Annotated in this window: 16 protein-coding genes; 5 read left to right on the forward strand and 11 right to left on the reverse strand. The window is 61.3% G+C overall.

Annotation, left to right across the window (positions count from 1 at the left end; genetic code table 11):
• Positions 1-75: 75 nt before the first annotated feature.
• The 5 genes from PR018_RS10350 (at position 76) to PR018_RS10370 (ending at position 7,249) form a co-directional block, all read left to right on the forward strand.
• Positions 76-972, forward strand: a complete 897-nt coding sequence (locus PR018_RS10350) for a LysR substrate-binding domain-containing protein (protein WP_142823416.1) — start codon at positions 76-78, stop codon at positions 970-972.
• A gap of 176 nt (positions 973-1,148) precedes the next feature.
• Positions 1,149-2,390 (forward strand): urate hydroxylase PuuD, encoded by a 1,242-nt coding sequence (locus tag PR018_RS10355; protein WP_142823417.1) that lies wholly within the window; start codon positions 1,149-1,151, stop codon positions 2,388-2,390.
• Positions 2,387-3,694: a guanine deaminase gene (gene guaD, locus PR018_RS10360; protein WP_142823418.1), complete on the forward strand. Its 1,308-nt coding sequence runs from the start codon at positions 2,387-2,389 to the stop codon at positions 3,692-3,694. Before PR018_RS10355 ends, guaD begins: the two co-directional genes overlap by 4 nt.
• A gap of 251 nt (positions 3,695-3,945) precedes the next feature.
• On the forward strand, positions 3,946-5,886 hold the full coding sequence (locus PR018_RS10365) for a methyl-accepting chemotaxis protein (protein WP_142823419.1): 1,941 nt from the start codon (positions 3,946-3,948) through the stop codon (positions 5,884-5,886).
• Between the two features lie 214 nt (positions 5,887-6,100).
• Positions 6,101-7,249, forward strand: coding sequence for an alpha-hydroxy acid oxidase (locus PR018_RS10370; RefSeq protein ID WP_142823420.1), 1,149 nt, complete (start codon positions 6,101-6,103; stop codon positions 7,247-7,249).
• Between the two features lie 16 nt (positions 7,250-7,265).
• Here the strand turns inward: PR018_RS10370 and PR018_RS10375 are convergent, their stop codons facing one another.
• The 11 genes from PR018_RS10375 to PR018_RS10425 all read right to left on the reverse strand — a co-directional run bounded on the left by PR018_RS10375 (position 7,266) and on the right by PR018_RS10425 (position 13,316).
• Entirely contained in the window at positions 7,266-8,006 is a 741-nt protein-coding gene (locus PR018_RS10375; protein WP_142823421.1) for a metallophosphoesterase family protein, read from the reverse strand.
• A 2-nt stretch (positions 8,007-8,008) separates the two neighbouring features.
• Positions 8,009-8,365 (reverse strand): hydroxyisourate hydrolase, encoded by a 357-nt coding sequence (gene uraH, locus PR018_RS10380; RefSeq protein ID WP_142829264.1) that lies wholly within the window; start codon positions 8,363-8,365, stop codon positions 8,009-8,011.
• The gene (locus tag PR018_RS10385) at positions 8,353-8,868 is read right to left on the reverse strand and encodes an ureidoglycolate lyase (protein WP_142829262.1); all 516 of its coding nucleotides are present in this window, start codon (positions 8,866-8,868) and stop codon (positions 8,353-8,355) included. Before PR018_RS10385 ends, uraH begins: the two co-directional genes overlap by 13 nt.
• Entirely contained in the window at positions 8,868-9,230 is a 363-nt protein-coding gene (locus PR018_RS10390; protein WP_142823424.1) for a HepT-like ribonuclease domain-containing protein, read from the reverse strand. The genes PR018_RS10385 and PR018_RS10390 overlap by 1 nt, the downstream gene beginning before the upstream one ends.
• The gene (locus PR018_RS10395) at positions 9,227-9,517 is read right to left on the reverse strand and encodes a nucleotidyltransferase family protein (RefSeq protein ID WP_142823425.1); all 291 of its coding nucleotides are present in this window, start codon (positions 9,515-9,517) and stop codon (positions 9,227-9,229) included. Before PR018_RS10395 ends, PR018_RS10390 begins: the two co-directional genes overlap by 4 nt.
• A 22-nt stretch (positions 9,518-9,539) precedes the next feature.
• Positions 9,540-9,722, reverse strand: coding sequence for a hypothetical protein (locus tag PR018_RS10400; protein ID WP_142823426.1), 183 nt, complete (start codon positions 9,720-9,722; stop codon positions 9,540-9,542).
• Positions 9,719-10,012, reverse strand: coding sequence for a nucleotidyltransferase family protein (locus PR018_RS10405; RefSeq protein ID WP_142829260.1), 294 nt, complete (start codon positions 10,010-10,012; stop codon positions 9,719-9,721). The genes PR018_RS10400 and PR018_RS10405 overlap by 4 nt, the downstream gene beginning before the upstream one ends.
• A 56-nt stretch (positions 10,013-10,068) precedes the next feature.
• Positions 10,069-11,091 (reverse strand): allantoicase, encoded by a 1,023-nt coding sequence (gene alc / locus PR018_RS10410; protein WP_142823428.1) that lies wholly within the window; start codon positions 11,089-11,091, stop codon positions 10,069-10,071.
• On the reverse strand, positions 11,092-11,589 hold the full coding sequence (uraD, locus tag PR018_RS10415; protein ID WP_142823429.1) for a 2-oxo-4-hydroxy-4-carboxy-5-ureidoimidazoline decarboxylase: 498 nt from the start codon (positions 11,587-11,589) through the stop codon (positions 11,092-11,094).
• Positions 11,590-12,513 (reverse strand): allantoinase PuuE, encoded by a 924-nt coding sequence (gene puuE / locus PR018_RS10420; RefSeq protein WP_142823430.1) that lies wholly within the window; start codon positions 12,511-12,513, stop codon positions 11,590-11,592.
• Between the two features lie 95 nt (positions 12,514-12,608).
• The gene (locus tag PR018_RS10425; RefSeq protein ID WP_142823431.1) at positions 12,609-13,316 is read right to left on the reverse strand and encodes a DUF1045 domain-containing protein; all 708 of its coding nucleotides are present in this window, start codon (positions 13,314-13,316) and stop codon (positions 12,609-12,611) included.
• Between the last annotated feature and the right edge of the window lie 28 nt (positions 13,317-13,344).

Raw genomic sequence — 13,344 nt, forward strand, 5'->3', positions numbered from 1 at the left:
GGGATTGCAGTGTGCCGCCGAAAATGCTGCAGTTCCAATCGAACAACCGTCTGCATGCATAAAGAGAACTGATCCATGAAGTTATCGAGGCAGTTTCCCCTCAATGCGCTGCGCGTGTTCGAAGCGGTGGCGCGGCTGGGCAGCTTCACGAAGGCGGGCGAAGAGATCGGCATGACGCAGACGGCCGTCAGCTACCAGATCAAGCTGCTCGAGGAGAATATCGGCGAGGCCCTGTTCCTGCGCCGACCACGGCAGATCAGCCTCACCGAAACCGGGCTAAGGCTGCTGCCAAAGGTGACCGAGGCCTTCGGGATATTGAACGAGGCGATGGCGTCCGTGAGGGAGGCTGCCGAGGAGACGCTGATCATTCACTCGACGCCGACATTTGCGTCGCAATGGCTCGCGCGCAATCTGGGCTCGTTTCAAATTCTTCATCCAACAATCGCCGTTCGGCTTAAGACCTCGGATGACCTCATCGATTTCAGCCGCGAAACTGCGGACGTTGCCATCCGAAGCGGTGGCGGAAATTGGCAGGGTCTTGCTGCCAACCGGCTCATCAAGGTCGATTTTACCCCGATGCTCAGCCCACGCCTTGCGGAGGACATTGGCGGGATCCATGCGCCAGAAGACCTGCTGAAGCTCAGGATCATCGATGCCGGCGATCCCTGGTGGGTTATCTGGTTCAAGGCGGCGGGCGTAGAAAACCCTGACCTGGAAAGCCGGCCCCGCAGCCGGCTGGGCGCGCAGTCGTTCGAGGCGAGCGCCGCAATTGCAGGCCAGGGGGTGGCTATCCTGACACCCGAATTCTACCGGGACGATCTGGCCTCCGGACGGCTGCTGCAGCCCTTTCCGCTGGTTTGCGACGATGGCCACGATTACTGGCTGGCCTATCCCGAAAGCCGGCGCAACACGCCGAAAATCAGAGCCTTCCGAAACTGGCTGATGACCGCAATTCACGGCACGACCGCATGAAAGGCAGGCGCCATCGGCAATCGCTCGGCACGCGTCTCACCTGCAACTGTAACCGAACCGTCACATCTTCCCGCCGCGTGTTCGCAGGCGCAACAAACAGCATGGTATTCGCCGCCTTCCCCTTCCCTCCGCGCTGAAAATTTTCCAATGTGGGGCGACTGCGACAGGGGACGAATATGTACGAATACGCCATCGCGTGGGAATGGCTGGCCTTTGCGGCCCGCTGGTTTCACGTCATCACCGCCATCGCCTGGATCGGTTCGTCCTTCTATTTCATCGCGCTGGATCTCGGCCTCGTGAAGCACGCCAATCTGCCTGCAGGCGCCTATGGCGAGGAATGGCAGGTGCACGGCGGCGGCTTCTATCACGTGCAGAAATACCTGGTGGCGCCGGCCAGCATGCCGGAACACCTCACCTGGTTCAAATATGAGAGCTATTTCACCTGGCTCTCCGGCTTCCTCATGCTGGCGATCGTCTATTACGGCGGCGCCGACCTCTTTCTGATCGACCGGCATGTCCTCGATGTCAGCGCTCCCGTCGCTATCCTGATCTCGCTTGCGTCGCTCGCCGTCGGCTGGATCGTCTACGACCAGCTCTGCAAGTCGCCGCTCGGCAAGAATACCTGGGTGCTGATGGGACTGCTCTACGTCGTGCTGGTCTTCATGGCCTGGGGCTACACCCACCTCTTTACCGGCCGCGCGGCCTTCCTGCATCTCGGCGCCTTCACGGCGACGATCATGTCGGCAAATGTCTTCTTCATCATCATGCCCAACCAGCGCGTTGTCGTCGCCGACCTCATCGCCGGCCGCACGCCGGATGCGAAATACGGCGTCATCGCCAAGCAGCGTTCGCTGCACAACAACTACCTGACCTTGCCGGTCATCTTCTTCATGCTGTCGAACCACTATCCGCTGGCCTTCGGCACGGCCTATAACTGGATCATCGCCGCACTAGTGTTCCTGATGGGCGTCACCATCCGCCACTGGTTCAACACCACCCACGCCCGCAAGGGCCGTCCGACCTGGACATGGCTCGTCACCGTCATCCTCTTCATCGTCATCATGTGGCTGTCGACGGTGCCGAAGATCCTGTCCGGCGATAAGGACGCAGCAGCCGTCGCGCCGGCCTTCCAGCAGTTCGCCGCTGACGCCCATTTCCCGGCGGCAAAGGCCATCGTTACGACGCGCTGTTCGATGTGCCATGCGGCAGAACCCGCCTACGAGGGGATCGTTCGGGCACCGAAGGGCGTGATGTTCGAGACCGATAGCGAGATCGCCATGCATGCCCGCGAAATCTACATCCAGGCCGGCCGCAGCCACGCCATGCCGCCGGGCAATGTCACCGACGTGACGCCGGAGGAGCGCAAGGTGCTGGTCGCCTGGTTCGAAAGCTCCGTCAATCAAGGCAAGACGCAATGACCTCCACACTTCTGCGCGGCCGGCTTCTCTCCTTCAGCCGCGCGCCGCACGACCTCTCCGACACCGGAAGCTACGTCTACGAAAGCGATGGCGGCCTGCTGCTCGAAGGCGGCCTGATCGTCGCACGCGGCCCCTACGATGCGATCAAGGCCAAGGCTCCAGTCGATGCGGTCGAAATCGACCACCGTCCACACCTGATCATGCCGGGCTTCATCGACACCCACCTGCATTTTCCCCAAATGCAGGTCATCGCCTCCTATGCCGCCAATCTGCTGGAATGGCTGAACACCTACACATTCCCCGAGGAATGCCGTTTTGTCGAAAGCGCCCATGCCGAGCGCATTGCCACCCATCTGTACGACGAACTGATCCGCCACGGCACGACCACTGCCGTTGCCTATTGCTCGGTCCACAAGACCTCCGCCGACGCTTTCTTCCGCGAGGCGCTTCGGCGCAACATGCGCATGGTCGGCGGCAAGGTGATGATGGACCGTAACGCCCCTCAGGGCCTGCTCGATACGCCGCAGCTCGGCTATGACGAGACCCGCGCCGTCATCGCCGAATGGCACGGCAAGGGTCGCAACCACGTCGCCATCACGCCGCGCTTCGCCATCACCTCGACACCGCAGCAGATGGAGGCGGCAGGCGCTCTGGCCCGCGAATTCCCCGAGCTGCACATCCAGACCCACCTGTCGGAAAACCACGACGAGATCAAGTTCACCGCAGAACTCTACCCCGAGGCGCTAGACTATACCGACATCTACGCCCGCTACGGCCTGCTCGGCGACAAGACGCTGTTCGGTCACTGCATCCATCTCTCGGAGCGCGAGGCGGATGCAATGAGCGAGGCCGGCGCGATCGCCGTGCATTGCCCGACGTCCAACCTCTTCCTCGGCTCGGGCCTGTTTCCGCTGAAGGCGTTGGCACGTCGTGAAAAGCCGGTTCGCATCGGTGTTGCCACGGATATTGGCGGCGGATCGAGCTACTCGATGCTGCGCACCATGGACGAGGCTTACAAGATCCAGCAGTTGCTTGGCGAACGGCTGAACCCGCTGGAGAGCTACTACCACATGACGCTTGGGAACGCCGAGGCGCTTGCTCTTGCCGACCGCATCGGCACGCTCGACCCCGGCAGCGACGCCGACCTCGTGGTTCTCGATGCAGCGGCTACGCCTGCCATGGCGTTGAAAATGGAGGTGGTGAAAAGCCTGGTCGAGGAGCTTTTCCTCCTGCAGACCATGGGCGACGACCGGGCCATTGCGGAGACCTATGTTGCCGGCGTGGCGTCAAAGACAGCACTGTGACTATTTGGTACCAAATTTAAAAAAGCTCTTATAAAGCAAGTCAGCATTTACCCTTATTTAAAGCCAGCTGACCTAATGGTCTCAGCGGCAAGGGATCGTTTTCGGCCGCCATGATGGCACCTGCCGCTTGCCATTTCACTCATCATTTCGCCGGACCCCCGAGTTGCTCGCTTCGTCAAGAGCGGGAGGCATCGCCTCCTGCTGCCGACGTTTGCGTCCCATTCGTTGCCCGCCCACTCCTCCGAGGACAAATGTCAATTCTCAAGAACGCCAGCATCCGCACCAAGATCCTGTCGCTGATTATCCCGCTTTGCATCGTCGGCGTTGGAGCAACGGCTTTCGTCGCAAGCCGCTATAAGGCCGCCGATACGGATTACTCCAAGTTTATTGCGACCGACAACGTTGCGTCCGTCGAAATGGCAAGGGCAAACCGCAACCTGGGTGCGACCGCCTACAATGCTTATCGGGCACTTACCTACTCCGCGAAGGATCCAGCCTTCGGCGCGGCTGTAAACCTCTACGAAACCAGCAAGTCGCAGCTTTTCGGGAAGCTGGATTTCGTGAAGACAAGTCTTCCTGATCGCGCCCGGCAGGTCGATGCGCTGATCGTCAGGATCAAGGAAATCATTGCCCTGACAGACGCGTCGGTGCGTGCGAGCCAGGCGGGCCAGAGCGACGAAGCCAAGGCCCTCATGGGCAAGGCCGACAGCCTGATCACTCCCGTTGCCATGGATACAGTAGCGCTCAACGATGAAATTATTGCGGCGGTCGGCGCCAAGAGCGACGAGCTCACGGAGCAGACCAACCACACGATCTTGACGTCCCTGACCGTTGTCGGGATCACTTTCGCGCTCGGTATCCTGGCTGCTCTATTCGTGGCCGCGAAAGGCATCACAGCACCGATCGTTCGCCTGCGCGACCGGATGACGTCGCTGGCCCAAGGGCATACCGAGGCCCCGGTCGAAGGTCAGGATCGCCGCGACGAAGTGGGCCAGATGGCAGAGGCTGTCTCCGTGTTCCGCGACAATGCCATCGAGCGCCTTCGCCTTGAAGCCGAGGCAGAGAGCAACCGCAGCATGTCGGAGCGCGAGCGGATGGCACGCGAGGCACAAAAAGCGGAGGAAGCAGCCAACGTGCAGTTCGTCGTCGATCAGCTGGGCGCAGGGCTGGACCGGTTGGCCAGCGGGGATGTCGCCTATCGCATCGAAACACCGTTCGTCAGCCACCTCGATGGTCTTCGCGCCAATTTCAACGGCTCGGTCGCAAACTTGCAGGAAGCATTGCAGGACGTCGGCCGGAATGCGCGTGGAATTGACGCCGGCGCCAACGAAATCCGCTCCGCTGCCGATGACCTGTCGAAGCGAACCGAGCAGCAGGCGGCCTCAGTTGAGGAAACTGCAGCAGCCCTCGAGGAAATCACCACCACAGTCAAGGATTCGAGCCGCCGCGCGGAGGAAGTTGGAAACCTTGTATCAAAGGCCCGAGACGGCGCGGAAAAATCCGGTGCCGTTGTGCGGGAGGCGGTAATCGCCATGAACGAGATCGAACGGTCGTCGGGGGAAATCTCCAACATCATCGGCGTAATCGACGAGATCGCATTCCAGACCAATCTTCTCGCCCTCAATGCCGGCGTCGAAGCCGCCCGCGCCGGAGAAGCAGGCAAGGGCTTCGCCGTCGTTGCCCAGGAAGTCCGCGAACTGGCCCAGCGGTCTGCCAAGGCCGCCAAGGAAATCAAGGCGCTTATCACGGCTTCCGGCGAGCACGTTCGCTCCGGCGTCCAACTCGTCGGCCAGACGGGTCAGGCGCTCGAGGTCATCGTGACCGAAGTTCAGGAGATCAATCGCCATATCCATGCGATGGTCGAGTCCACCCGTGAGCAATCCGTCGGCCTTCAGGAAATCAACACCGCCGTCAACACGATGGATCAGGGCACGCAGCAAAATGCCGCCATGGTCGAGCAATCGACCGCCGCAAGCCACAGCCTGGCCCGCGAGGCTGCATCGCTCAACGAACTCCTGGCCCGCTTCAATGTCGGCGGCGAGGCTGTCAGCGCCAAGCCTGCTGTTCGCAGCGTCTCCGCCTCATCCCGCCCCGCCCCCTCTCCCGCGCGAGCCTTGGGCCGCAAGGTCGCCAGCGCCTTTGGCGGACGTGCATCGGCCGCCGCTGAGAACGCCTCCTGGGAAGAGTTCTGAGCCGTCACCAGCCAAACATGAAAGCGGGCAGACCTTGCCCGCTTTCACAGGGACTACCCATGCGGAAACTGCTTTTCTCGAAGACAACCCCGGAGTCGGCACCAAAGCTCGCATTTGCCCTTGACCCGGCGCTCGCAGCGGAAGAAATTCGGCCAGCAAAATCGCCGGAATTATGCATAGGCGAAGCCACCTTTTACCCATGAAGGCAGTTTTGATGTCCACACCGCTCACGATCGCCGATCTCAAGGCCCTGGCGAAGCGCCGCGTTCCCAAGATGTTTTTCGACTATGCCGATTCCGGCGCCTGGACGCAGTCGACCTACGACGCGAATGAGAGCGATTTCCACAAGATCAAGCTGCGTCAGCGGGTTCTGGTCGACATGACGAACCGATCGCTGCAGACGACCATGGTCGGACAGACGGTGTCGATGCCGGTGGCACTGGCGCCAACCGGACTGACGGGCATGCAACATGCGGACGGCGAGATGCTGGCGGCGCGCGCCGCAGAAGAGTTCGGCGTGCCCTTCACCCTGTCGACCATGAGCATCTGCTCGATCGAGGATGTCGCCTCGGTGACGACGAAGCCCTTCTGGTTCCAGCTCTACGTGATGCGGGACAAGGACTTCGTGATGAACCTGATCAACCGCGCCAAGGCCGCAAATTGTTCGGCGCTGGTGCTGACGGCAGACCTGCAGATCCTTGGCCAGCGCCACAAGGACCTGCGCAACGGCCTGTCCGCACCGCCGAAATTCACTCCGAAGCACATCTACCAGATGGCGACGCGGCCGATGTGGTGCCTGCGCATGGCCGGCACCAAGCGCCGTTCCTTCGGCAACATCGTCGGTCACGCCAAGAACGTATCGGACCTCTCCTCCCTGTCATCCTGGACGGCCGAACAGTTCGACCCCAAGCTCTCCTGGGACGATGTCGCCTGGATCAAGAAGCAATGGGGCGGCAAGCTTATCCTCAAGGGCATCCTGGACGTCGAAGATGCAAGGGCTGCGGCAGAAACCGGTGCCGATGCCATCGTCGTCTCCAACCACGGAGGCCGCCAGCTCGATGGCGCTCCTTCGTCGATCTCGATGCTGGGACGGATCGTCGATGCGGTCGGCGACAAGATCGAGGTCCATCTCGACAGCGGCATACGCTCCGGCCAAGACGTGCTGAAGGCAGTCGCACTGGGCGCCAAGGGCACCTATATCGGCCGCCCCTTCCTCTATGGCCTCGGGGCGATGGGCAAGGAAGGCGTAACACTGGCTCTCAGCATCCTGCGCAAGGAAATGGACGTCACCATGGCACTCTGCGGCAAGCGTGACATCAACGATGTCGATAGGTCGATCATCTCGGAGTTGTCGCAAATCTGAGGCTTCGGCCCAACTGCTACCTCAGCCAGCCCGTGGCAAGGCCGCTCGCCCAGTCCGGCCGTCCGTTGGCGAGCGCGAGCCCTGCAGCGGCCATGTGATCGTAGGCAACATTGCGGAAGGTCGCCGTCCAGCCGGTTTCCAGCTTTTCGAGGATCGCGTAGGACGCCAGCGGATGACCGGCCTCCACCTTGTGCGGATAGGGCGCGTCATCATCATAAGCCGGGCAGCCGACACTGCCGGGATTGACGATCAGGCGACCATCGGGCAGGCGCACCATGCGCGGAATGTGGCTGTGCGCGGCAAGTATAAGAGGCTGCGGGATATCGACGGCCAGGGCTTCGATCGCCTCGATCGGCTTCAGGGAAACCCTTCCATCCGGCGACACCTGCTCCAGCCAGTATAGATTGTCGTCCTCGGGCGTCGCATGGCAGAGATAGGCCTCGCCCTTATAGAGTAGATTCGTCGGCAGGGCCCGGATCCACTCAAGATGGGCCGGCGACATCTGGCGATAGGCGACGCTGTCGGAGATCTCCATCTCGGATACGGCACGGTCGATCAGATAGCGATCGTGATTGCCACGCACGGTGACCATGGGCCTCGCCAGCAGCAGGTCGCCGACCTTGCCGGCGTCCAGCGGCCCGCTGAAGCAGTCGCCGAGATTGACGATATCGGAAATGCCCAATGCCGCGATGTCGGCAAGCACGGCCTCGAGCGCAAGGAAGTTGCCGTGGATATCGGCGATCGCGGCAAATCTCATTCTCAGCTTCCCCGATATGTCGAATAGCCGTAGGGCGAGATCAGCAGCGGCACGTGATAATGGGCAGTCGTATCGGCGATGCCGAAGCGGATCGGCACGACATCGAGAAACGCAGGCTCGGGCAATTGGCAACCCGTGCCGCGCAGATAGTCGCCGGCGTGAAACAGCAGTTCGTAGGTGCCCGCTACGAAACTGTCGCCAACCAGCATCGGTCCGCCATCGACCCGGCCATCTGCGTTGGTGACGAGCGTCTTCAAGACCGTCCGCACCTCCCCGTCGATCCGGGAAAGAACGATGTACAGGCCTTCTGCAGGCTTGCCGAGCGCCGTGTCGAGCACGTGGGTCGTCAGTCCGGGCATGGCGTCGGTGCTCCGATGATATAGGGGGTCTCGAAAAAGAATTCCTGCAGATTGTTGTCCGGCCCGTCCCGGTCGACCACGAGAAAATCGCTGGCCTCTCCGAGCGTCATCAGTGGATGATGCCAGACATTTCTGGCGTAGTTCACACCTTGGTCACCTCGGGCGAGAAACACGCGCGGCCGGCCGGGTCGCCCACCCTCGTCATCTGAAACGACCACGAGGAATGGCCTGCCGGACAGGGGCGAAAAGCTCTGGCTGCCGAACGGATGTCGCTCCATCATGTCGACTGCGTAGGGAAAGGCACGAGGCTGGCCCCGAAACAGGCTGATGATGACAACCGCGCCATCCCCCTCGGCCTCCGCCGTGGCAAGCGCATGGAACCGCTCCGTCGTGCCGCCATTGATGAGGCGCATCCTGGCAGGATCGGCTTCGATGACATCGCCAAAAGGTGCAAAGGCGGATCGGGTGAGAGGCCGAATATCGAGAGATCGGGAAAGTGTCATCATTCGCCTTGAGCACGCCAGTTGCGCAAGCCTTGCAATTGATCGAGCAACTCGGGAAGCATGGTTGCGGCGGTGTACCAGACGGTATCCAGATCCAGCTGGAAATACTGATGGGCAATGCGGTTACGCATATCCCGGATGTCGCGCCACGGGATGTCGCTATGCTGGGCAACAAAGTCGGGATGGCCATCCATGATCTTAACCACGCACTCGCCGATCGCCATGATATTCATCACCACCGCGTCCTGGGTTCTCTCGTCCAGCAGAAACGCATCGTGCCCTACGTCGGCGGCATATTTTGACGCCTTGGTTGCGGCTGACTGCATGCGATCCAGATAGGTGGCGAGCCTGTCATCGCTCATATGGCAACCGCCTCGGCGATGATGCGATCCCTGATCCTGGGCGGAAAATCGCCCGGCACCTTGACGTCGACACGTACACCGAGTGCAGCCTCCAGATCACCCTGCAGGCCGCCAAGCGTCAACAATGTCGTACCGGGCATCGCGTCGACAAGAATATCGAGATCGCTATCGGCCCTGTCCTCACCCCGCAGCACGGACCCGTAGACGCGCGGATTTGCCAGCCGACGATTGGATACGATTTCCCGTATCACTTGTCTGTTGTCTCGAAGGGCATCCGATGGCTTCATGTCCAAGCTCCTGAAGCCATCATTATAGGCAACAATCCGGAGGAACGAAAGGCGCGGCAATCAAGCCTTCGTCCCAAACAACCGCAGCCGCATGATACCGCCGTCCGGATTCAGCGATGACGTCGCCATAGGGTGCAAACCGGTTGGCGTCTGATGCGGCCGCGCGCATCCGATCGAGCATCAGGGCGATGCGATCTTCGCTCATATCGGTTTTGCTTCGGCGAGAACCCGCATCCGGACATTTTCCCGAAAATCACCCGGCGTCAAAAGATGCACCGAAGTACCAAGCATCATTTGCTCGAGTGCGTCCTGAAGGCCTCCGAGAGATAGGAGAGTGCTGCCCGGAAGCGCATCCACCAGAATATCGAGGTCGCTGTCGGGACGATCCTCGCCGCGTGCTACCGAGCCGAAGACGCGCGGATTGGCCGCGTTGAAGCGCTCCGCAACGTCACGAATCGCCTGCCTGTTTCTATCCAGCACTTCCGATGGCTTCATCGCCACAACACTCCTGACGATGCAACCATACCGCAGCGAGGCAGAAGAAAAAAAACTCAAGCCTTCGTCCCAAACAACCGCAGCCGCATGATGCCGCCGTCCGGGTGCATCGCCAGCCTGACGTGGGTGACCGGGCCGATGTCGGCCAGTGCCTCGTTGCCGAACGGATGGATGTGATCCATCTGCAGCTTGGTGCGTGGCAGGAGCGGCTTCCACTGTTCGGAGGCGGCGATATCGGCCTCCGTCAGGCTATCGCCGAGGTCGGGCAGATAGGCGCCAAGAATCTCGCAGGTATCGGGGAAATTGCCCTTGTAGAATGCCGTATCGACGATGGCGCGATGGATTCTTCCGGCATGGCCGAGGCGAATGATTGCCCAGTCATGGCCAGGCCCGCGACGACGCTTGGTTTCCCAGCCATCGCCCATATTGCGACCGCGGCCCGGGCCGAGCAGCTTGTCCGGATGGCCGTAATGGGCGTCGGACCAGGCCAGTGCCTTGGCACCGTGGAAGACGTAGGCAAGATCGACTTCCTCGGAAGCACCCACCTTCGACCAGTCGAAATAGGCCGTGCCATAGACCCGCAGCCGGGCAATGCCGCCATCCGGATAGATGTGCAGCCGCAGATGCGTCCAGACCTTCTGCTTGTCGTCTATCTCGAAGAAATGGTGGGCGCTGGGGCCGAGCGGCGACTTTGCCAGCAGTTCCGTCCAGGCGGTCGTTGCATCCGGTTCGCCTGCCTCGACGAAGGCTGCCTCGATCGAGCAATGGGGCGGATAGTTGCCGGTGAAGTAGCCGGTATCGACGTCGAAACCGAAGATCTTGCCCGGCATGGCAAGGCGGATTATCGCCCAGTCATGGCCGGCAACGCGCTTGCGGCGGCTTTCCCAGCCATCCATCCACTTGCCGTTGTCGTCATAGGCCAGCGCATCCCAGTGGGGCGGCTCGTCCTGGAGCATGCGGCTGAGCGGCGCGAAGAATTCGTCGGAGACATCGATGCCCTTGGCACCGAGGCGGGCGGAGGCAAGGTTGATGGCACCCTCGGTGAAGGATGGCATGTCGGGCAGGTCGATGTAGGTCATTCAAGTCTCCGGAAGCATGGTTTTAAGGCGCAGCAGGGCAATCTTCTCCACCTGCACGCAAGCGGTCGCGAACTCCGTGTCGCGGTCGTTGTTGATACGCATCTCGAACGCATCGAGTATGTCGTCCTTGGTCAGGCCTTTGACGGCGATGATGAAGGGAAAGCCGAATTTCGAAACGTAGGCTTTGTTCAGTTCGGAAAAGCGGGCGTGTTCCTCCGGGCTCAGCCTGTCGAGCCCCGCCCCCGCCTGTTCCTGCCGGCTCTCCATCGTCAGCTTGCCGGCAATGGCCAGCTTGCCCGCGAGATCGGGATGGGCGCGCAGCACCGTCAGACGTTCGGCATGGGTCGCGTCACGAAACACCGACACCATGGCGCCGTGGATGCCAACCGCCGTCAGCGGCTCCTTGATAATGCCGGCGTCGACGGCGCGCTCGGCGATGTAGGGCGAATGCTCGAAAACGCCGCCGAAGCGCGTCACGAAGTCGTAGCGCATGATCATCTACAGCGTTCCCGGCTGGTGGTGCGCGTGCCAGTGGCGGGCGATCTCGATGCGCTGCGGGATCCAGACCTTCTCGTGGCCGAGGACATATTCGATGAAACGCTTCAGGGCGGCTGCGCGCGCCGGACGGCCGACGAGGCGACAGTGAAGCCCGACCGAGAGCATTTTTGCGCTGCCGGCCTTGCCCTCCTGATAGAGCGTGTCGAAGGCATCCTTCAGATAGGCAAAGAACTGGTCGCCCGAGTTGAAGCCCTGCGGGGTCGCAAAGCGCATGTCGTTGGTATCGAGCGTGTAGGGGATGATGAGGAAGGGCTTCTGGTCGATGCCCTTCACCCAGTAGGGCAGATCGTCGGCATAGCTGTCGGAGGAATAGAGAAAACCGCCCTCCTCCATGGCCAGCCGCAGCGTATTGTCGGACGGCTTGCCCTGGTACATCCCGTAGGGCCGCTCGCCGGTCAGTTCCGTATGCAACCGCACGGCCTCGACGATATGCTTGCGCTCGACCTCCTCCGGAAAATCCTTGTATTCGAGCCACCGGTAGCCGTGGCTGGCAATTTCCCAGCCCGCCTCCTTCATCGCTGCTACGGCCTCCGGGTTACGCGCCATGGCCATCGTCACGCCGTAAACGGTCGCCTGCACGTTGAGATCGGTAAACATCCGCCACAGCCGCCAGAATCCGGCCCTCGAGCCGTATTCGTAGATCGATTCCATGTTCAGATTGCGCTGGTTGGGCCAGGCTGCCGCACCGACGATTTCCGAGAGAAGATTTTCCGAGGCCGGATCGCCGTCGAGAATGGAGCTTTCGCCGCCTTCCTCGTAGTTGATGACGAACTGCACCGCGATACGCGCGTCACCCGGCCATTTCGGATCGGGCGTTGTCCGGCCATAGCCGATCAGATCGCGCGGATAGATATCGGATACCATCGAACCACCTCATGAAGTCAGGCAGACGGTAAGCATCGAAAGCGGAGTTGTCGAGACGGAAAGTGAGCGCCTGCAGCACGGCAGACGACGGTTCGTCAGGCGGATTTCCGCGCACTGACCTTGCCCATCGGATGCAGCGAGTGGACGCGGAATGGACCGTCGTTGCTCTCTTCCATCATCAGGGCGATATTGGAGACGAGAATCGGTTCAGCCAGAACAGGCTCGAAGAGATCGCGCAGGACGCGTTCCATACGCGGCATGTCTGCTGAATGCACAGGTCCCGTCAGCGCCATCCTGAAACGGAATTCATCCATCACGTCGGCGCATCCCCAACGATGGAGGTTGGCGAACTGCGTCGCCGACAGCAGGTCGGGATCGCAGCGATCGATTTCCGCCTCGGTCAGCGGCGCGCGGAAATGATCGAACTCCTGCGTCAGCGCCGAAGCGAGATAATTCAGCGCACTGAGCGGATAAGACGGCACGAGCCCAAAGGCATTGCCGAGCCGTGCGACTTCGAGGCGCGGGATTTGAAATGGCTCGAATGTCCCTGAATAGCGCATGAGGTCGCGCAGCAATGCGGCTTCAGCCGTCGGCTCAGCCAGTCGGAACGGTGCTTTGAGCGCTGCATGGAAGCCATAGCGACGCGGCAGGGCGGTATGAAAGGCGACCTCGCGCAGGCCGAGACCGCCAATCTCCGGCTCCTCGACCCGTTCGCCCGTATAGACGTTCCGACCAAGCCAGCTCGCAGCAACCATCGTCAGCGGATCGCGCGGAGGCGGTGTAAATCCAATGATATAGCGCATGATCCCTCCTCCGGGCCGCGGCCACACG

The organism is Rhizobium rhododendri, assembly GCF_007000325.2.
Lineage (GTDB): Bacteria > Pseudomonadota > Alphaproteobacteria > Rhizobiales > Rhizobiaceae > Rhizobium > Rhizobium rhododendri.